This window comes from Streptomyces sp. NPDC042102, assembly GCF_055582305.1.
The window spans coordinates 1-20,388 of record NZ_JBVJDL010000021.1; the positions used below are offsets into that span (position 1 = coordinate 1).

At 70.0% G+C, this 20,388-nt stretch carries 15 protein-coding genes; 7 read left to right on the forward strand and 8 right to left on the reverse strand.

Annotated elements, in window-relative coordinates; all coding sequences use genetic code 11:
- From ACZ6KO_RS34215 to ACZ6KO_RS34240, 6 genes are all read right to left on the reverse strand, one after another.
- Window positions 1-1,800, reverse strand: a 1,800-nt coding sequence (locus ACZ6KO_RS34215) for a tyrosine-type recombinase/integrase (RefSeq protein WP_469307878.1), incomplete at its 3' end; no start/stop codon positions are given.
- The gene (locus ACZ6KO_RS34220) at window positions 1,797-2,930 is read right to left on the reverse strand and encodes a tyrosine-type recombinase/integrase (RefSeq protein ID WP_469307879.1); all 1,134 of its coding nucleotides are present in this window, start codon (window positions 2,928-2,930) and stop codon (window positions 1,797-1,799) included. The genes ACZ6KO_RS34215 and ACZ6KO_RS34220, both read right to left, overlap by 4 nt.
- Window positions 2,931-3,562: 632 nt before the next feature.
- A complete protein-coding gene (locus ACZ6KO_RS34225; RefSeq protein WP_469307880.1) occupies window positions 3,563-4,087 on the reverse strand; it encodes a hypothetical protein in 525 nt (174 codons plus the stop codon).
- 96 nt (window positions 4,088-4,183) lie between these two features.
- The gene (locus ACZ6KO_RS34230) at window positions 4,184-4,351 is read right to left on the reverse strand and encodes a hypothetical protein (protein ID WP_469307881.1); all 168 of its coding nucleotides are present in this window, start codon (window positions 4,349-4,351) and stop codon (window positions 4,184-4,186) included.
- A gap of 433 nt (window positions 4,352-4,784) precedes the next feature.
- Window positions 4,785-9,506 (reverse strand): SGNH/GDSL hydrolase family protein, encoded by a 4,722-nt coding sequence (locus ACZ6KO_RS34235; RefSeq protein ID WP_469307882.1) that lies wholly within the window; start codon window positions 9,504-9,506, stop codon window positions 4,785-4,787.
- A gap of 85 nt (window positions 9,507-9,591) precedes the next feature.
- A complete protein-coding gene (locus ACZ6KO_RS34240) occupies window positions 9,592-10,488 on the reverse strand; it encodes an RICIN domain-containing protein (RefSeq protein WP_469307883.1) in 897 nt (298 codons plus the stop codon).
- Window positions 10,489-10,719: 231 nt separating this feature from the next.
- Here ACZ6KO_RS34240 and ACZ6KO_RS34245 point away from each other — a divergent pair, with 231 nt between their 5' ends.
- The 5 genes from ACZ6KO_RS34245 (at window position 10,720) to ACZ6KO_RS34265 (ending at window position 16,008) form a co-directional block, all read left to right on the forward strand.
- Complete coding sequence (locus ACZ6KO_RS34245) at window positions 10,720-11,403, forward strand: response regulator transcription factor (protein WP_469307884.1); 684 nt, start codon at window positions 10,720-10,722, stop codon at window positions 11,401-11,403.
- Window positions 11,400-12,797 carry a sensor histidine kinase gene (locus tag ACZ6KO_RS34250; RefSeq protein WP_469307885.1) on the forward strand — a complete coding sequence of 466 codons (1,398 nt, stop codon included), beginning with the start codon at window positions 11,400-11,402 and terminating at the stop codon, window positions 12,795-12,797. Before ACZ6KO_RS34245 ends, ACZ6KO_RS34250 begins: the two co-directional genes overlap by 4 nt.
- Before the next feature lie 860 nt (window positions 12,798-13,657).
- On the forward strand, window positions 13,658-14,260 hold the full coding sequence (locus ACZ6KO_RS34255) for a hypothetical protein (protein WP_469307886.1): 603 nt from the start codon (window positions 13,658-13,660) through the stop codon (window positions 14,258-14,260).
- A gap of 817 nt (window positions 14,261-15,077) precedes the next feature.
- Complete coding sequence (locus ACZ6KO_RS34260) at window positions 15,078-15,488, forward strand: PadR family transcriptional regulator (RefSeq protein ID WP_469307887.1); 411 nt, start codon at window positions 15,078-15,080, stop codon at window positions 15,486-15,488.
- Window positions 15,451-16,008, forward strand: a complete 558-nt coding sequence (locus ACZ6KO_RS34265; RefSeq protein WP_469307888.1) for a hypothetical protein — start codon at window positions 15,451-15,453, stop codon at window positions 16,006-16,008. The genes ACZ6KO_RS34260 and ACZ6KO_RS34265 overlap by 38 nt, the downstream gene beginning before the upstream one ends.
- 264 nt (window positions 16,009-16,272) lie before the next feature.
- Here the strand turns inward: ACZ6KO_RS34265 and ACZ6KO_RS34270 are convergent, their stop codons facing one another.
- Window positions 16,273-16,656, reverse strand: coding sequence for a hypothetical protein (locus ACZ6KO_RS34270; protein WP_469307889.1), 384 nt, complete (start codon window positions 16,654-16,656; stop codon window positions 16,273-16,275).
- Between the two features lie 287 nt (window positions 16,657-16,943).
- Between ACZ6KO_RS34270 and ACZ6KO_RS34275 the strand changes: the two genes are divergently transcribed.
- Entirely contained in the window at window positions 16,944-17,357 is a 414-nt protein-coding gene (locus tag ACZ6KO_RS34275) for a hypothetical protein (protein WP_469307890.1), read from the forward strand.
- A gap of 261 nt (window positions 17,358-17,618) precedes the next feature.
- Window positions 17,619-19,598: an FG-GAP repeat domain-containing protein gene (locus ACZ6KO_RS34280; protein WP_469307891.1), complete on the forward strand. Its 1,980-nt coding sequence runs from the start codon at window positions 17,619-17,621 to the stop codon at window positions 19,596-19,598.
- Between the two features lie 184 nt (window positions 19,599-19,782).
- Here ACZ6KO_RS34280 and ACZ6KO_RS34285 read toward each other — a convergent pair whose 3' ends face one another.
- Entirely contained in the window at window positions 19,783-20,070 is a 288-nt protein-coding gene (locus tag ACZ6KO_RS34285) for an antibiotic biosynthesis monooxygenase family protein (protein ID WP_469307892.1), read from the reverse strand.
- Between the last annotated feature and the right edge of the window lie 318 nt (window positions 20,071-20,388).

Below are 20,388 nucleotides of genomic sequence, written 5' to 3' on the forward strand. Positions count from 1 at the left end.
CAGCCAGTCCAGTGCGTCCTGATCGAGCTGGTCGGCGCGCAGGGTTTCGGCGAGCGGTCCGGCGATGACGGCGCCGGGTTGAAGGACGGACTGGTAGTCGGCCAGGACGCTGGGGTCCGAGATGTGGGTGTAGGTCATCGACATGCCCGGGCTTTTATGCCCGAGGACCTTCATGATGGTCTGCATGCGGGCGCCCTTCTCGGCGAGTTGGGTGCCCAGGGTGTGCCGGAAGCGGTGCGCGTGGATAGCGGGTTTGCCTTCGCCGTTGAGGATCCCCAGTTCTGTGCAGATCTGGCCCAGGGGGTCGGCGAACAGATAGTCGGGGTGGGCGAGGCAGCCGTTGCGCAGGAACAGGTAGCGCACTGGCTGCCCGAGGTCGGGATCGTAGATGCCCCGGTCGTGCTGGTTGTGCCGCAGCTGGGCAAGGGTGCGGATGGCATCTGCCGCCTCCTCGTGGACGGGGACGGTGCGTTCCTTGAGGGCCTTGCCGGCCGCGAGCCGCAGCCGGGGGGTGCCGTCGGGGTAGGCGTCCAGACAGTCCAGATGGAGCTTGCGGATCTCGGTCCGGCGGGCGCCGCTCCAGCGGGCCACCAGCAGCGCGCATCGCTGCAGCGGGCAGGTCAGGGCTCGGATGCGTTCCATGACCGGTTCGAGTTGGTGCTCGGGAATGAAGCGGGGAACCTTCTCGATGCGGCGGGGCATGTCCGCGGCCGTGATCAGCGGTCGGGTCGGGACGTCGTCCCATTCGCCAAGTGCGGCATGGCGGAAGAAGACCGCGAGGGTGGAGATGATGCCGGCCCGGTAGGCCGGGCTCAGCGGCTCGGCCGGGTGCTTCATCTTCCGCAGCCGGTTGACCTTCTCCATGAAGGCGACCGCGTCGGCCCGGTTCAGCTGGTCGAGACGGTCGATGTGCGGTCGCTCGGTGTCCAGCCACAGCCCGAAGCGCCGCAGGCCGCCGCGGGCGCTGCTCATACTCTCCGGCAGCAGCACCAGGGCTCGTTCTGCCAGGAAGCGTTCCATCACGGCGTTGATACGCGGCTTGCAACTCAGCAGCAGGCGCGGAGCGGCGGGCATCCGTGGGGGCGGATGCCCGATGACGCCTGTGTGGAACAGCGCCAGCCCGGCTCGGTAGGCGTTGGTGCCCCATGCCGACTGCACGGTGGGCAACCGGTGGGGATCGATGACCTGGTCCATGCCCGGGACGCGCTGAAGGTGCCGGACGGCCTGGCGCATCTCCTCGATGTCGTCGGCGTTGATCGCCGAGATGTCCGGATCACCGCGGTGCAGGACCAGCCGGATCAGGGCCCAGGGCAGGCGCCAGTCTTCTCGGGAGTGGGCGTGCCCCAGAGCGATCAACTGTTCCTGCAGATCGTTGACGTGTTCCCGGAAAGGCAGTCCCAGCTGATCGGCGACCTGGAACGGCTTGAGCACGCCGATGCCCAGCAGCCATCCCCAGTCCAGCCGCAGGCGGCCGGTCAAGCCCAGGTAGATCACGTAGTGGCGGGCGTGGAAGTTGATCCATCCGGTGGTCGCATCGAAGTCGGCGTCAGGGCGGGTGCGGCGGTTTTGGTCCTCACCGTTGCGCCAGCCCAGACGCTGCCGCAGCGGCTGGGCGAACCAGGTGGTCAGGTCAGGAAAGGTGTGCATGAACCGCTGGTGGGAGGAGGCGTGCCGACGCCTTCGGGGTTCGCTGACGTCGAGTTCGGCGATGAACGCGGCGTACTCCCGCATCGGGCAGTGACGCGGCGTGCGCGGATCGGGGGCCGGCGATGAGGCCGGCAGCGGGACGATCGAGCTCACGGCGTCACCTCTCCGATCACCTGGCGGTAGTCCTTGATGACCTCGGGGTCGCTGACCCGGGTGTAGATCTTCATGGAGTCCGGCGTCGCATGGCCCAGCCGAGTCATCAGCGTCAGCTCGCGCATCCCGCCCTCGAACATCCGGGTGGCATGGGTGTGGCGCAGGCTGTGCGGCGTCAGCCAGGCATCGCGGACATCGGCCCGCGTCGCGGCCCGGGCGAACATCCGCACCAGCCCGTCATAACTGAGCGCCTCGTCACGGCGCTTGCCCCGCCCTCCCACCAGGAAGACCCACGGGGTGTCGACATCGACGGGACGTTCGTGCATCACGTACGCGTTCAACGCCGGCAGCGCACGCCCTTCCAGCAGGTCCACGACCCGGTCCCGTCGGGACTTCTGCTGCACTCCCCGCGGGTGATCGGAACGCTTGCGCACCGTGACTCGGCGCCGGCCGTAGGAGATGTCCTCCAGCTGCAGCCCCAGCACCTCACCGGGACGAAGACCCCCTTCCCACATCACCTCCAGCAAGGCCCGGTCCCGGCTGGTACGCAGCTCAGCCAGCAGCGCGGCATAGACCTCCGCCGACATGGGCCGCGGCATCGCCTCGACGGTCTTGACCCGCAGCACCCGACGTACCGGTTGCTGCCGAGCGGCGTTGTCCAGCGCAGGCCGATGCCGTCCCGGCACTCGGGCAGCCGCCTGATCGACGACCTTGACGATCGGATTGTCCCGACCGGAGTAGCACTCGCTGGCGATCAGGAACTCGTAGAACGAGGACACAGCCGCCATGACCCGGTTGCACGTCTTCGCCGACAGCACCCGGCCCTCGTCGGTGGCGACGCCCAACTCCAGGCGCTGAGCCCGCCGCGCGGAGGAGACCAGCCGCAGCCACTGCAGGAAGTCCATCGCACGGGACGGCGTGAACTCCTGTGCACTCAGCCCCACTTCACTCAAGAACAGGAACAGCTTCTGCAGGTCATAGGCGTAGGCCCGCACTGTGTGCGGCGAGTACGCACGAACAGCCAGCAGTCGCAGGAACTCATCAACCTCGCGTACCGGCTCGCCGGACGCGTCGACCAGACGTACCTGCGGCTTGCCAGGCTCCGAATCCATCACCTTCACGACACGCACGGCCGGAACCATATGCCCAACTACCCATCCGCACAGTCACCGAGAAGAGGGAATCGTCCAGATAACACCGTCAGGCTCAGACTGAGGCCGACTCTGGTCTGTCTGGCCGGGTTGATTCTGTCCTGCCTAGTGCTGATTGGCTTCACCGGAGAGGCACGGGCGGCGCTGTGGGGCAAGTCCGGGACCGTGTCTGAAAGTAGATGCCGGACGTACAACAACCCCAGCACCTCACCGGGAAGCTCGTCGTACTGCTCGGCCTCCTTCACGCCGGACGGCAGCGGATCGTCGTTCGAGGTCGACGTCGAGGAGGAGGATGTCAGCGTCTATCCGTTACGTGCGCGGATGGCGGGCGGCACCGCGTACGTCTCACCGTCGGTGTGGACGGGGGTGATCTCGGTGGGTTTCGCCCTCCTCTTGGCCGGTGGACTCCCAGTAACGATGATGGTGGGGTACGTGAGCAAGGTCCGCGCACAGCGTGCCGGAAGACGCCGTCAAGAGACCCCACCCGGAGCAGGACTGAGGCGACGGTGACGAGCCCTCCTCGTGACGCCTGGAGCGGATCCCAGACCACTTGAGTCGCCCTCGTCCACGAACCGGACAGCAGCAGAGTGCCGTGCACCGCCCTCATAACCTTAGGAACTGGGCACATTCACCTGTACGTGGCTGAGCCCTTTCACCCGTACCCCGACAGCGGGGGAGCACTCGTCGATCACATGACTCGGGAGCACGAGTGGCGGTTCACCCCCGCGTCGGCGGGGAGCACCGGTGTACGGCGGAGGCGACGCCGACCACAGACACGCCGCGTCCCAGCCGACCGGCGCCTGTCCCCAGCTCTCCCAGTCCAGCAAGGTCAGCGGCGTACCGGTCAGGTTCGCCCACCCGACATCGCCATGGGCGCACGCCCACTGCGTGATCGTCGTGTCGACCTCGGCGCCGTACACCCCGCTGATCCTGCCGGACAGGTGCCCCTGGTCGAGAGCCACCCGGTTCGTGTCGTGCCCGGACAGGTTCCGGAGCGCGATGCGCAGGTCCGCCCACCAGGCGTCGGTGAGGCCCGGATCGCGGTCGAGGGTGCCGATAGGGGAGACCGCGGCGGCGGGCGCGTGCCCCATCTCGTCCGCGCGCCAGACGACCTCGCGGCCGCGGTCGTGCCACATCGCCCCCGCGATCCCCTCCGGCCGGGGCACCGCCTGGATCGCGACGGACGCTTCCAGCCCCGTCCACCCCTGGGCCGACAACGAGCCGGGCCGCGTTCACGCCAGACGCAGCCATGTGCCTGCGGACGTCGGGAACCCGGCGGTGCCGTTGTAGCGGAAGTAGTGGCCGCGGTCGCGGTCGAGAATGAGGCCGGTGCGCTTCTCGGCTTCAGCGAGGACGTCCTGGTGCTCGACGGTCGACAGGTCATCCATTGTGGGCTGCACGCGCAGGTTCCTTCCCGCGTCCGGCCCGCGCCGCCAGCAGGGCCCGGTAGGCACGGATCGTGTCCTTGCTGGCCTTTATGCTGGTGGCGGAGGCGAGCTCGGTGAGGTGGTCCGGGCTGGACGTGCCCACCGCGATCCGTGTGACGGCAGGGACAGCGAACGCTACGGCGAGTCTGGCCGCAACGCTCGACACGACAGGCTGGTCCTGTTCATGACGAGGACGTGCTGGATCCCGAACAGCAGGATCCGGCCGAGGGGTCGGGATTCGTCGACGGGGTGGGGTGTCGCGGGTGCGGTGGTCGGCTGCTCGGCAGCGGGGTGGGTCTGGCGGGAACTCGACACGTTCTGGCTCCATTCGAGCGCGCGATCCGGCCCTGGGCGGAGAGCCACAAGGAGAGGGGGGCCGATGGCCGGCCCCGGTCCCGTGAACGGTTCAGCAGACGTAGAAGGTCTGCGGCTCGGTCTGGTGGCCGTGCGTGTTGACGGGGACGGTCAGATAGGCGGAGCCGAGCGTCGCGGTGTCCCAGTAACCCGTGGTACCGACCTGTGCGTAGGTGCCGGAGGTCATCGAGCAGACCGAGGTCATGTTCCGGAGCACGGTGCCCTCGCGCCTGTTCTCGGTAGCGGGGATCATCTTCAACTGGCTCGAGCTCTCCGACGGATGGGTCGTTGCTCCCCGTACGACTTCGTAGTGGTCGATCCTGTCCCAGACCGCTCCGAGTTCGCTCGTGTAGAAGGGGAACTCATCACATTGGTGGCCGGCCGGGACCCGTGGTCTCACACATACGGCCTGCTGGTAGGCGGCGTTGTCCATCCACCGCCGGGTGGGGACGATCAGGCGCTTGTTGGCGCTCTTCACGTAGTTCTGCTGGACCCACAGGGGGTTCTTCGCCAGGGCCTCCGCGTCGTTGACGGCCGCGCCGGCAGCGTCGTGCACGCTGACGAACAGGATCCGGGTGGTCATGCAGGGATCGCCGACGACGCCGCCCCGGCGGGTGAGGTCCAGGCAGAACCGGGCGGCCGCGGCTGCCTGGTCCGCGGTCACGGTCCAGCGTTCGATGCCGGCCGGACGGCTGGCCACGTAGGCGAGGATCCGCTGCTGGACGGCCTCGGGGCTGCTCCGGCCCCGCAGCTGCGTGTTGACCAGGTCCGCGAGTTGGCTCTGCCCCAGGGCGGTGGGGTGGAAGCTGGCCGGGTCCACGGCGGTGCCGTCGAGCATGCCCGGGTTCGACCACCGGTAGGCCTGGGTCCAACTGGTGCAGGGCCACTTGCCGACTCCTTCCCGCCACCGCTGGGTGGAGTTGATGAAGGTGATGTCGATCCCCTGCCCGTGGAGCTCGTCCACGGCCTTGGCGATGGTGATGTTGAGCAGTTCGGCGAGGACGTTCAGGAAGTGCTGTTCGTCGAAGGTGGTTCCGACGCACGTCCCGGTCGGATCGCCGGGGCGGTCGGGGAAGAGCTGCGGGTAGCCGAGGACGATGATCCGGGCGTTGGGCGCCTTGTCGTGGACGGCTTGGTAGGTCGCCTTCAGGTGGGCCGGGAGGCGTTCGCGGATCAGCCACTTCTCGTACCAGCGCAGCAGCTCGGGGTCGACGACCCCGTTGTCCCGGGTCAGTTTGTGGTCGTCGCCGAAGCAGTGGTCGAGGGAGACGAGGCAGGTCCGCATGACCTCCGAGAACCGCACGTCGTTACCGCCCGCTGTCAGGGTCACCAGAGAGGTGTCCTCGTCCAGGTAGCCCTGGTCGACCTGGGGCAGCTCGCCGTAGAAGGACTTGGAGGAGTCGAGCCCGAGGTCCTCCCAGTCGGTGTGGCCGGCCGTGTCCCGGGGCGGCAGGTCGTAGGAGGTGATGGTCATGTTGGTCGTCTGCGCGCCCGAGCAGGCGATGAAGGCGAAGCTCGCGGTGCCTTCGGCGGCTTCCTGCGCGATCGTCTTCGTGTGCCCGGGCAGTGTCACCTGGGTGGGGTAGGCGCCGGTCCGGGATCGGTGGCACCGGTTCTCCTGGCCGTTGGAGCGCTCGTAGTCGCTCTCCGGCTGGTAGGGGGCCAGGCCCTCCCCCGAGGAGTACGAATCGCCCATCGCCACGTAGAAGGCGGAGGGTTTCGATGTGGGGATGAACAGGGCCGCGTCGAAGACGATGCTGTGGTCGCCGCGGCCGTCGGGGGTGTCGGTGCGCAGCGTCAGGGCGGCCGGGCCGGACAGCGGGAACACGCCGAGGTCCACCCAGCCGTTGCCCTGCTTGGCCTGGTTGACGACCCGGTGGCGGCTGCGACCGTTGCCCAGGTCGATGAGGTAGGTGGCCTGTCGCGTCCACGCGCCCGTCTCCGGGATGAAGACCTTGATCCGTGTCCAGCCGTGCATCGGCTGGGCGGGCTTCCAGACCGCGGTGACCTTGAGGCGTTCCTCGTAGCCCTCGGGCATGTAGTCGGGACCGCGGGTGTGGGCGGACCAGAAGTGGCCGCCGAACCCGGATCCGAACTGGTGGAAGTCGACCTTCGACGGGCGGAGCCCCGCCGGATCGCTGCCGAAGTCCAGTGTGAACGTTCCTCCGTTCGACCAGGTGCGGGGGCAGTCGGGTCTGATCGACGGCACGGTGTCGGCGACGTTGTCGATCAGGACGGCGTTCGGGGGAATGCCGGTGGTGGTGCAGTACGGCGGGTAGGAGGCGCCGTCGGTCTGATAGGCGTAGCCGGGATCGAACCGCAGGAGTTCACGGCCGCAGGTGGTGGGGCAGTCGGTCTTCCAGGTCTTGGGAGCGTGGTACCAGCAGCGCAGGTCGTACCGGCCCTGCGCGTTCTTGTGCGCGCAGGGACCGGCCGGCTCGCCGGCTACGTCCCCGGCATCGGGGGGATACGAGCCTCCGGGAACACAGTCGTTGCTCGCGTCGCAGAACGTGGTCGGCGGCGGCTGCACCCGGCTCCGGTTGACGGCGCTCGACGTCGCGTCGCCCGGCCACCAGGCGGGCCGGAAGGCGGCCACGTAGGTGTTGGGCGCCTCGGGGAGCTCCAAGGGGTGTCCGGCGAAGCCGAGCACCTTCTCCTGGTAGGGCCAGTCCTGGGGATGCGCGGCGTCGCCCATCGAAGTGTCCAGGAACGCGGAGCGGTTGGCCGGGTAGTGCGGATTGGCCGGATTGTTGAGCCAGCCGACGCCCCACGGGGAGCCGTCGCCCTTGTCGGGGTGGAAGCCCGAGTTGTAGGCCCATAGGGCGAAGTACCAGTTCTCCAGGTACTGCGGCTGCCCCTGGTTGATCACCAGGCCGGCCTGCCGCGTCTCGTTCCACTTCCGCTGGAGGATCTGCAGGCCGGCTGCGACGTTCGCGGCGAAGTCCAGGGCCACGGCGCGCTGGGTCTGGTACGGCAGCGCGACCTCGTCCGGCCGTTCCCGGCCGGCCAGCCGCATCCGGTCCGTGACCTGCATGATGCCGTAGCCGCAGTCCGCCTTGTCCCAGCGGATGTCCCAGTCGTCGACCTCGTTGAAGTTGTAGACGTCCCGGCCGTGGAAGTTGCCGATCAGCGGATTGCCGGTGACTCCGGGCATGGCCCGCCCGGTGGCCTGCCACAGGTTGGACTCCTGGCTGGCGATGCCGAGCAGGATCTGGGCCGGCACGAAGCCGCCGCCCGCCAGCTCCACGGGCGGGAAGAGGCCCTGGGGGGTGTAGGCGGGCATGCCGAGGCCCTTCCAGTTGTCCGGCCGCTGCACGGTGAGCACCTTGCGCACGGCCTGGTCGACGGCCCACTCCACCTGGCGCGGTTTCGGCTGGACGGCCTGGTTGCGGGGGTCGTTGCGGGGGACGGAGCAGGTCCGCTCCTCCTCGACGGGGTCGGTCGGCGATCCGGCCGCTTGCACCGGCCGGGGTGCGGCGCCCGGGGGCGCGAGGCGCGGGTGGGGTGCCTGCCCGGGCCGTGGTCCGCCGCCGGGCCCTTGTCCGGGCCGCAGCGTGAAGGCCTGCTTCTTCCCGGTGCCGGTCACGATGAGTTCTCCCGTGACCGGCTGCGCCCCGCCGGCATCGGGCTGCGGTGAACGCGGTCCCGCAGCTCCGGCGGGGTGGGTCAGTACGGCCACGTCGCCGTTGAGCGAGGGGGTGGATCCCTTGGGCGCCGCGAGCACCCGCACGGGTGCGGCGGACTTCGCCGGGTTCGCGGTGCCCGTGACGAACACCGCGCCGCGGGCACCCCGTACGAGGTCCAGTCCGGCGATCGGGCCCTCGGCGACGTCAACGGGCTCGGCCGCGGTGGCGCCGCGGCGCACTGCTTCGGCGGGGAGGTGCTTCACGCGGCCCGTGCCGCCGTCCCGCTCGATGAAGGCGACGCCGCCGTCGGCTGTCACCGCGAGTCGGAAGGGCACGGAGCCGGCGGCGGCCAGCGGTGAGCGGCGGCCGGTGTCGCCGATCCGGACGAGGCGGTTGACGTCGGCGGCCACGATGCCGCCGTCGGCGACCGGAACCGCCGAGGTGATCTGTCCTTCGAGGGTGACGGGGGGCCGGGCGGTGCCCGTGGCGCCGTCCACCCGGATGAGCCGGGTCCGGGAGGCGTCCGCGTCGTGGGACTGGGTGATGACGGCGGACTCCCCCGCTCCGCACCCGGGGCTGTAGTACGCCAGGGAGGACATGACCGGCAGCTTCCTGACCGTGCCGGTGTCCAGGTCGACGGCGGCCGTGAAGGCGCCGCGGGCGAACAGCGCCTCCCGGTTGGTGAACCCGCGGGGTGCGTACGCCACGATCAGCCGGCGGCCGGACTCGGTGAGGCAGGCGTTCCCGATCCACCGGTCGGTGTCGAAGCCCTCCTCGGACAGGGTGGCGACCGTGCGCCAGCCGTATCCGCTGCGGGCGTCGGCGGCCAGGACGTGCAGCCCGGAGGCGTCCCCTGCTGTGGTCCAGGCCCGGTCTGCGGAGGTCCGCCAGCCCCGGCCCAGCAGTTGGTCGCGTTCACGGTCGCGGATCTGCTCGGCCTCGCCGAATGTGCCGGTACCTGGGGCCTCCGGCGGGGCGGGGGCCGCGGTGGCCCGGTCCGGCGGGCCGAGTCCGGTGAGGAGCCCGGCCAGCAGGACGGCGATGACCGGCAGCGGGCGGCTGCCGCGGCGGCGGAGACGGCTGCGGGGACCGCTGCGGACACGGCTGTGGACACGGTTCGGGGCCGTCGTTCGGCTGGTGCGGTTCACGGGAGCCCCCGGCGGTGGGTGGTATCGCGGTCAGGGCCGTCGGGGCGGTTGCGCCCCGACGGCCCTGTTCCTGACTGCGTGGCGCTCAGAAGACCGTGGTGCACAGACGGTGGTCGGGGACCCCGTCCCGGTCGAGGCAGCCCTGGAAGGACCGGTCGCCGACCGACGTTCCGAACATGGCCGTGCTCACGAACCGGCCCGGCCGGGCCGTCCGGGTGATGATGTGCTCGTAGCCGGGGGTGAAGCGATGGAGGTCGACCGAGCCGGAGATCGAGGCCGCCGATGTCCGCTTGCCCGTGGCCCAGATGGCCTCACACCCCTGGGACCAGGTCAGATAGACCCGCTCATCGCCCTGGGAGATGTCCCTGACGATGCGGCTGCCCGCGGTGAGGCAGTCCTGTTCCGAGGCGCTCTGGCTTTCGCAGCCGTCGCCGTGGCAGCGGGCCACCGGCCAGATCTGCGCCCAGGAGCTGTTGCAGCCCCACATCTGCAGCTTCTGCCTCATCGCGAAGTTGCTGTTGGGCACGTCGACGCAGAAGCCGTTGTTGTCCCACGCCACGAGCATCTGGTACTGGCCGCCGTAGCGGACGACGCTCCACCGCTGCAGGGCCCCGCCGTTGCAGTTCTGGACCTCGACCGCGGCACCCCAGTCGGTGGCGGTGCGGCCGAGGCACAGCCACCGGTCGTACCCCGGGTGCAGGTACGCCTCGGCGCCGCCCTCCATGAACCACACCTGGTTGGAGTTGCCCGTCCGGCTGTACAGCTGCGCGGGACTGCCCTGGCCGCCGGACCGGTAGGCGTCGAACACCAAGTCGTAGTTTCCGCCCGCGTGGAAGGTCCACTGCGGCCAGTTGCCGTTCCTCGGGTCGATCGGAGGCGCGTCGGCGGCCTGTGCCGCCGCCGTGCCCGCCGGGTCGGCCCGGGCCGGTGCCGCCGTCAGGCCGGCCAGCAGGACCGCGGCCGCCATGGCCATGGCCAGCACCGCAAGGATTCTTCTCCAACGTCCCATACGACCCCCAACCCATCGGCGCCTGGGCCCGCGCGCTGCTGCGCGGCCGGGCTGTTGGCTGCGCTGTTGTACGGCTGCGCTGTCGTTCGTACGCGGTTGCTCGGTTGCGCGGTGACGAGGCTCGCACGGGGCGGCTGAGCGAATGCTGAAGGCTCCTGAGGGGACTTCAGGTTGCTCTCAGCCGCGCTGCGGAATGCTGGAGCCATGCGGATTCTGGTGGCGGAGGACGACCGGCGGCTGGCGGAGCTGCTCAGGCGGGGGCTGACCGGGGAGGGCTTCGCGGTGGACGTGGCTCACGACGGCTCCCGCGGTCTGGAGCTGGCCCTGGAGAACGAGTACGACGTGGTCGTCCTGGATGTGATGCTGCCCGGGATGAACGGATTCCGGGTCTGTGCGCGGCTGCGCGAGGCCGGGGTGTGGGTGCCGGTCCTGATGCTCACGGCGAAGGACGGCGAGCTGGACGAGGCGGAGGGGCTGGACACCGGTGCCGACGACTACGTCACCAAGCCCTTCTCCTACGTCGCGCTGGTCGCCCGGCTCCGCGCGCTGGTCCGCCGGGGCCAGCGGGAGCGGCCGGCCGTCATGGAGCTGGGGGACTTACAGGTGGACCCGGCGACCCGGAGCTGCTACCGCGGGGGCTCCCTGGTGCCGTTGACCGCCCGGGAGTTCTCGGTGCTCGAGTACCTGGTGCGGCGGCGCGGCGAGGTCGTCGCCAAGACCGAGGTGCTGGAGCACGTGTGGGACCGCAGCTTCGACGGGGACGTGAACGTCGTCGAGGTCTACGTCAGCGCACTGCGCCGCAAGATCGACGCGCCGTTCGGGCGGCGCACGATCCACACGGTGCGCGGTGCCGGCTACCGGGTGGACGACGAGCGGATCCGTGGATGACCCTGCAGGCTCTGCGGCGCCGGCCGCAGTCGCTGACCATCCGGGCCCGGGTGACGCTGTTCGCGGCCGTTCTGGTGGCCCTGCCCATGGGCGCGGGGGCCGCAGTGGCGGCCGTGTCGCTGCGGGACTCGCTGCTGCGCGAGGCGCGCGAGGCCACCGAGGCCGCCGCTGACCGGTCCGCCAACCAGGCGAAGGAACTCTCCACCTGCGAGGCGCGCGCCATGGAACCCGGTCCGCCGGAGGCGGCCCGGCAGGCCCTCCGGCAGTGGTGCGAGCCGTCCTCGGTACAGGGGTGGACGGAGTGGCTGGGGGCTGCGCGCGGCGGATCGCTCTCTCTGCGGCCGTGGACGGACCCCGCGCAGGGGCCGCAGCCGTTCCGCATGGCCACGATCGGCGACCCCCGGGTCCGGACCGTGGTGTTCACCGTCAGGCCGCTGGGGCCGGAGCAGGAGGAGCTGAACTCCTTCCTGTGGAGGCTCGGCGCGGGCGTGGCGGGGGTCACCACGCTCGTGGCGGCCAGCGCCTGGTTCGCGGTCGGGCGGGTGCTGCGGCCGATGGAGGCGATCAGGACGAGGTTCGCGGAGCTTAGTGCGCACCAGCTCGACCGACGGGTGCCCGTACCGCGCGGCGACAACGAGATCGCCCGGCTGGCCCAGACCATGAACGATACGTTGGACCGTCTCCAGGGGGCAGTGGAACAGCAGCGCCGTTTCACCGCGGACGCCTCCCACGAGCTCCGCACTCCACTCGCAGCGCTGCGCGCCGAGCTGGAGATCGCCCTCGCCCGGCCCGAGAACGCCGACTGGCCGCTCGTCGCCCGCGGAGCGCTGGGCGACACCATGCGGCTGCAGCACCTCACCACCGATCTGCTGCTGCTCGCGCGCCTCGACGGCGACGACACGCTCCGGCGCCCCGGCCTGCCGGTCGATCTCGCCCAGCTGGTCCGCGAGGAGACCGCCCGCCGCCATCCGCCCGCACCGCTCCGCCTGACCACGGCCGCGGGGCCCGGGGCCCTGCTGGTGGACGGCCACCCGGCGCTCCTCGCCCGGGTCCTCGCCAACCTCCTCGACAACGCCGTACGCCATGCCACGCGGAGCATCACCGTCAGCCTCGGCCACGACCCGGAGCGCCGCCAGGCCGTGCTCGAGGTGCTCGACGACGGCCCCGGCATCGCGCCGGAACACCGCACCCGCATCTTCGAACGCTTCACCCGTCTCGACGACTCCCGTACCGAGCAGACCGGCGGCACCGGCCTCGGGCTGGCCATCGCCCATCACATCACCGCCCTCCACCAGGGCACCCTGTCCGTCACCGACAGCCCCCGGGGCGCCCGCCTGACGGTCCGTCTGCCCGTGTCCGGCCGTCCTTGCACCCCGCCCTCCTCAGTGAGGTGACCTGCCGAACGGGCGGCGAACCGGAACATTCCCGCGGAGTGCCTCGTTGACCCCAGGTCCAGTGATCCACACCGCGAACCGAGGAGTGTCTCGCCGTCCACCCGGACCGCGTTCCCGCCGCCGCCCTCGCACCGCGTTTCAGGAGCTCTCCGCCGATGGTTCAGCGACTGGCGTCCAGGTACGTCTGCCGCGCGATGACCAGGCCGCGCCACCGGTCGCGGGTGCGCTGTTCGCTGTCGAGCCACCGGGCCCCGGAAGCCTGAACGAGGGGCATGTCGGCCATGAACTGGGCGATGTCGACGTAGTAGGCGTAGTCGCCGCCGCGGGTGAGGTCGCACAGCCGGGAGACCGCCGCGGTGACCTTCTCGGGGCCATCTTGGACGGCGTGGTGGAAGCACAGGGCCAGTTCCAGCGCGGCCTGTGCGGCGGTAGGCCGGCTTCGGTGATGTCGGCGCGGAGGAGGCGTACGGGGTCGAGGCTGCTGATGGCCCCGGCGTCCCGGACGACGGCGGGTGCTCGTGCTGGCGGCGGGCGAGGGTGGCCAGGAGCTCGACGAGCGCGTCGGCCACCGTCGCCATACCGCCGGCGCCGTCGTTCCGGGCGGGCGGGGCGATGGCTCCCACACCGAGTCGCTGACGTACGCCCAGGCGGCGTCGGCCAGCCAGTCCAGGTCAAGACGGAAGTCAGCGGCGATGCCTGGGACCGTGCGTCGCCGGGTGTGCTGCTGTGGGGAAGGAAGGGTGTGCGGCACCGGGTCGGGTCAGGTCTGCGGATTGTGGGGCGGGACCGCCGGTCGGTGAGGCAGGGTTGGTCGCGGAGTCCGCCGCTCCGGGTGGGCTGGAGGGATCGGGAGGTGTGCTGTGGCTGATGACGAGCTATGGCAGACGCAGGAGTTCGGCCGGTCTCACGAGGGTCGGGTGGGCGTGCTTCTGGAGGACGGGAGTGTTCCGCCGGCCGTGTACTTCGATGGGGCATCGGCGTATGGCCGGGACGTCGCGCACTGGAGTGTCTACGACGGCGGAGACTGGCCGGTGCGGCCCAGGGCATGGGCGCTGCGCGCGGCGTGCTCATGCGGCTGGACGGGCCAGGAGCGCCGCTTGGACTGGGAGGCGATGGGCGGGGAACGTTTCGGTGAGGCCGGCCTGCGGGATGCGGACCGGTGTCGGGAGGAATGGCGCGGGCATACTGTGCGGGTCGAGGAGACCACCGTGTCTCTGCCTGTCGGGCTTCAGGCCCTTCTGGAGCAGGTCGAAGCGGCCGTTGAGCAGTTGGTGGACTACGTGCCGGTGGTCGCGCCCAAGGCAGCCCGTGCCCTGGAAGTCCTGGCTGCCCGCCTTGGCCAGGAAGCGGCTGTCCGGGCCCAGGGTGTCGATCCCGGCGAAGTCGCTGCCGGGCTTGGGCTGGACCCAGGCGCGGCCCGCTCGCTCCTGGCCCGTCTCGGGGGCTGGCACTCCTACCACTGATCTCGATCTTGTCCGTCGGCTGGCGTCGTTCTGGCTGTCAGCTCGGGAAGGGGCTTGGCTGAACACCAGCGGATGCCTTCGGCATCACTCCCATACCTATTCCAATGCCAGCACCGACCAGTGAAAGGACGAGGGCTGCGGTCAGTCCTCTAGATGTACGCATCAAGCGCCGGGAACAGTCACCTGGTTGAGTGATTATGAGCCTTCCGGCTAATCGAATCCACGCGCGTAGCGCAGGCGCGTGAGGGCGGAGGCCGGCGAGGCTCGAGAGGTCGGCGCAGAGCCTCGATATGGGTCCATGGAGCACCGCGTGGTCGTCTGAGATCGCAGCCGGCGGCACCAGGCGGGAACGGTGAGGAGGACTGGGCCATGTCTCGGCAGCGACGTCCCTCGGGGAGGGGCGGTTCACCGGGCTGCCGCGTGGATACACCGGCGGCCGCCCCGATCACCTGGTACCGCCAGGGCGTTTCGGCCTGGTACTCCGGAAGCTGCGGCCAGGTGCCAATTGGCACCTGGCCGCAGCTGTCGACGGGCACAAGGTGACCCGTGGGCTTCACCTGGCGGATCCGCACTGTCAGTCAGCAGAGATGAGCGCCGCAGTAGGCGAGCGCACCTGGTCCCCAAGGCCGAAAGTCACACTTCCCGGGAGTCGCGCCCTTTCCCCTTCCAATCCCAGGCTCATGTGGCCAGAGCCTGTTCCGAGGAGAAGCGGAACATGGGCTACCGCTAATGGCTGCGGATCTGGTCCCCACTGCCCGGACCAGGCGCCCCTCTGGTCTCTTGCCGTGCAAGGTACTTGTTGATTATCTTGTACCGCATGACAAAGGAACTGTCCGCAGCCGGTGACCAGCGGCGCAGTCAGCTCCTGCGCGGCGTGCTCGACCTGTGCCTGCTCTCGCTGATCGCCGAACGGCCCAGGTACGGCTTCGAGTTCGCCGAGGCGCTCACCGCCGGCGGGCTGGAGCTGGTCAGTGACGGCAGCATCTACCCGCTGCTCGCACGGATGGAGCGGGCAGGGCTCATCTCCTCCTACCGCGCTCCGTCACCGAGCGGCGGTGCCCCGCGCAAGTACTACCGCCTGACCGAGGCAGGGCACGCCGAACTGAGTCGCGGCCGGGCCGAATGGCTCGCCTTCGCCGGGCAGGTGGGCCGCATCCTGACCGCCACGGAACCCACGGGGGAACCACACCATGACGAACGCGCAGATCCTCGCCGCCTGCCGCAGTAACTGGGAGTACCGGGGGATCGACGACGCGTCTGTGAGGGACATGCTCGACGAGCTCTCCGCGCACCTGGAGGACGCGCAGGCAGCCGGCCGTACGGCGCAGGACGTCATCGGGGGCGACGTCCGTACCTTCGCCGCCGCATGGGCGCGGGCAAGCGCCCCGCTCCCGCGCCGGGTGCTGCGCACCGCGTCCCTGGGGTGCTTCGTCACCGGCTGCGTCCTGCTGATCTCGTACGTGACCCGGTGGACCACCAGCCTGGACGTGACCCCCGGCTACCTCGCCTTCTGGGCGGTACTCGGCACTGCCACCGTCGTCTGGGAGTTGCGGCGCGGCAGCCTCGGCATACGCCGGAGCTGGGCCGTCGCCTTCGCCGCCGCCCTGCCCGCGGCGCTCCTCACCGACCGGCTGACCGGCGGCGGGGTGCTGTTCGAGCTGCCGCTGTGGGTGGCACTGACCCTGCTGCTGCCCGGGTTGCCGTTCGCCGCCGCCGACGTGCGGGCCAGGAAGAACGGCCGAGCCTGAGGGCCACGGTCGGCCAGGACCACATCGAAGATCTCCCGTGACAGAACCACCCACCAAACCGGCAACTGATTGGCAGGTTCGACCGGTCGAGGATGTGTCGGCTCCTGACATGCATCAACGCCTACCTGATGCGTTGGGTCCGTTCGAAGTACAAGCGGCTGCGGGCAAGGAAGAAGGCACAGCAGGCGTGGTTGAGGGTCACCAAGCAGTACCCGAGGCTGTTCGCGCACTGGAAGTGGATCACCACCATCGGGCGGGGAAGGGTCAGGTCGACAGGGAGCCGGAGAGGGCCGCGCCGCAGATGGCGAAGAGGCAGCCGGCGCGGACGGACCACGCGGGGGTGAGGCCGGTGAGCAGGTAGCAGAGTGCCGAGCCGCACATGGCGGCGGACAGGGCGCTGAAGGCGGTGGACCCGGCGCTCAGATGGCCCAGCGGCCAAGCCACGGCGAGGTGGCCGAGGGCCGCGAGGCCTGCTGCTTCCGGGAAGGGCTTGTGGAAGGGGCGCCAGCCCACGGGCGGGGCTTGGCGCCGCTCGGTCGCCCGGTTTCGGCGTGCGGATACGGTGATGGCGGCCACGACGCAGGACAGGCCGGTCAGGGTCCATACCAGCAGCAGGCCGCCGGGGCGGTACCGGCCTTGGGGGGCCACTGTCCGAGCGGTCGCTCCTGCAGGTGCGTGTGCCGGGCGTGCCAGTACATCCAGTGAGCCGAAGCACGATAGTTGTCACACAGGCAGGCTTGTTGACACAGGCGTAGTGGCGTACGGGCGGTTTGGCGGCAGGCCTGCACCCTTCCGGCGGTGTGTCGGTGTCGCGCGCGTGTGCTTGACGGTCCGGAAAGGCTGGCTCTGTCCCGTGTCGCACCATGCCGCAGGCTCTCTATCAGCGTGCAGGGCAGCTGATGTGTACTGGAGGCCTGCTGCATCGAGGGGGAAGCATGCCGAACACACCGGATCCGGGAACACCGGAGTCAGCGCACGAGGAGGAGCCCTGGCTCAGCAGTGACGAGGTCGCGAAGCTGTGGCCGGTGCGCAAGAACTGGCTGCCGGGTGTCGCCTATCGTGCGGATGTCCGCGTCCGCAGGGTCGGCGGGGAAAGCCGGGGCACATGGGGAGCGGAGCCGACCTTCCATTACTTCCACCCAGGGGACGTGCGCAGGGCCGCGCTGGCCATCGCCGAGGGAAGCGTCGACATCCCGTCGGACTGGCGCACCGACACTCCCGACGGTCGGCGGACAGAGTTCTGGGGCGTGTGGACTGCTCGTGTCGCAGTCACGCTCTTACTTGTGGCCGTAGCGTTCGGGCTCTTCCTCTGCTTGGCCACAGTGATCTTCTTGCTGACAGTGGAATGATCAACGGCGCCGTAGCCCGACGAGCAGCCCTTCTTGTGAACGGAGCCAGTCGCGTGCTGGTGGCAGAAATGCTGTCGAATGAGCACGTGTGACAAGCCGCGTGCCTCACTGGTGACAACCGCGCTGCTTCGTTCGGTCTCGTTCACCACGTCAGCCGGCTCTGCCGGGGACAACTACTGAGCTTCGGCTCAATTCGGCGGGCCGCCGAACACGCTCTGGCGGCGGCCCGCTCCCTGATACCGGGCCACGATTGCGAGGCCGATGATGACCACGCCCTGGCCGACCCGGCGCACTGCCCGCCGCCCGCTCCCCACGGCTGTCGCCGCGCCCCGCGAGCCGGTCGACCCGGCCCGCATCGGCCGCCGTGTCGTACGGCGCCGGGCGAAGGGCATGGACGCCGGCGCAGTCACGGCGGCCCTCGAGGACGCGCGGTTCGACACGCGGCAGGCGTCCCGGTACGAGGACCTGGCCGCCGGGGTCCGCGGCCCGGCGGAGCTCGCGGAGTGGGAGCGCATCGCCGCGCTGCTCGCCGCCGCCGGTCCGGGCACCGTCTACGACCCGGACGTCGACGACGTCGTCCCGCGGCCCGCGCCAACCAACGCCCCGGTGCTGGAGATCGTCTACAACAAGCCGCCCAACGTCCCGCGCGCGGCCGACATGAGCACCTCGCCGGGCGGCGCCTGCGTGACCAGTGGATCGGGCACCGGCATCGGCAAGACGGACCTCGAATTCCGCATCAAGGGCAGCGACCCCGACGGCACCGACCCCAACGGCCCCTCCTATCTCAAGCACATCCAGCTGGAGATCTGGGACGCCGCCAGTGGCCAGAAGGTCGTCACCGAGCTTCTTACCCCGACCACCGACGGCGTGGCGACCGAGAAACTCACCTGGGACAAGTTCACCTCCGGCCGCAAGTACTACTGGCTTGCCCGCACCATCGACACCGACGGCTGGTGGTCCAACGGCAGCGGACCGCTCGACTCCGGCAGCAGCGGCTGGTGCACCTTCACCGTCGAGCACACCATCCCCGCCAGCCCGGACGTCCGCTCCACGCACTTCCCCGAACCCGGCCCCGACGGCGAGCACTGGAGCCTGAACCCCGCCGGCACACCGGACCAGTGGATCGAGATCCTCGGCAACGGCGCCAAGGCCGAGGACATCGAAGAGTTCCAGTGGAGCCTGAACCGGCCCATGTTCGACCAGAAGACCAAGGTCTGGGACACCGCCAACGCGCTGGGATCGATCAATCTGAAGGTGGACACCGCCGGCCCCAACGTCCTCTACGTCCAAACCAGGAGCAAGGCCGGCAACCTCTCCCTCCCCAGCACCTACCTGTTCTACGTACGACCGCGCGAGGGCCTGGACAAACCCGGCGACGTCACCGGCGACGGCCTCCCCGACATCCTCGCCATAGACTCCGCCGGCGACCTGCGCACCTACGCAGGCGACTCCCTCGGCGACACCGACGCCTGGATGCCCGGCGCCATCAACGGCGACAAGCCGGTCGCGAAGGGCTACTGGAAGGACACCTCCGGCAAGTCCGCCCTGATCAGCCACTCCACGGACTGGTTCCCGGGCGACGGCCTGACCGACCTCATCGCCCGCATGCCCAACGGCAAACTGTACGTCTACCCAGGTGACGGAGCCGGACGCTTCGGCACCAGCCGACGCATGGAGATCCTGCTCCCCGACGGCGCCCCGGACCCCGCGACCCTTGATCAGATCATCACCACCGAGGACGTCACAGGTGACGGCCTGCCCGACGCCTTCGCCCGCATCGGCGACGCCTTCTGGGCCTTCACCGGCTACAGCGGCGGCACCTCCGCCGAGGCCCGCCGCCTGTCCGCGACCGGCTGGAACAAGCGCGACATCGTGGGCGTCCGCGACGTCTCCGGCGACGGCGTACCGGACCTGCTCTTCCGCGACGACGCCGACCCCAACCGCGGCCTGGCCCTGCGAAAGGGCAAGCCCGGCACAGGCGGCGGAGTCGACCTGACCTCGATCGGCACCGCTGGCGCCGCCCTCGACGCGAAGGACCACACCTACGCCACAACCGGCTGGGGCAAGGCCGCCCTCCCGAAGGTGATCGGGACCCCCGATGCCACGGGCGACGGGATCCCCGACATCTGGGCCGTCGGCACCGACGGTGTCCAGCGCCTCTACGCAGGCGAGCGGGACAGCGTCCGCTGGACCCCGGCCTCCGACGAGGATGGCTGGACCTCGTTCCTCACGATCGGCTGACACCCCCCTTGGCAACCCCGCTCTTTGCCGGAGCACCAGCACCTCCCCGACCCGGGGTGCGCTCGCGCTACGGAGTTGCTGGTGGCGCCTGTGAGGGGGGTGTGGTCGCAGCGGCTGGTGTGGACGGGATGCGGCAGCGCCGGGTGGCTGCGGCGAAGCCGAGTGCTGATCGGTCGCGGCGTTTCTACCGCGACACAAGGAAGTGGACCTCGCGGGGCCTGACCTCCAGGTCGCTCAGGCCGTCGGGCGTCGCGCCCATCTCGCGGGCGAGGCCGGCCGTCGCCCGGAAGGCCTCCTCGGACTCGAATGCGCCGGTGGTGACGACGGCGTCGCCGTCCGGGGTGGACCAGACCCCGACGGACAGGAAGCCGGGCTGCTGCCGCATCACCTCGGCGACCTGGTGGCACTCGGCGGTGAACTCTTCGACATGCTCGGGGGCCGGGTAGTGGAAGGCAACGAAACCGAATGACATGACGGTGTCCCCTCTCGAATTATACGATGCCGTATAACGCGAGACTAGACCTGCTATACGGCTCCGTACAACCGGTCTGACAAGGTGAGGCAGGCCACAGATGGGCGCGTTGTGCACACCGCGGGAGAAGTGGGTAGAGGAAGGACTGCGGGCGCTGGCCGCAGGCGGTGTGGACGCGGTGCGGTCGAGGCGCGCCAAGGCTTTGCGGGTGTCCAAGGGCGGCTTCTACGGGTACTTCGCCGACCGCGACGCACTGCTCGCCGAGATGCTCGACACCTGGGAGCACGAGAGCGTCGACGACGTGATCGACGCGACCAC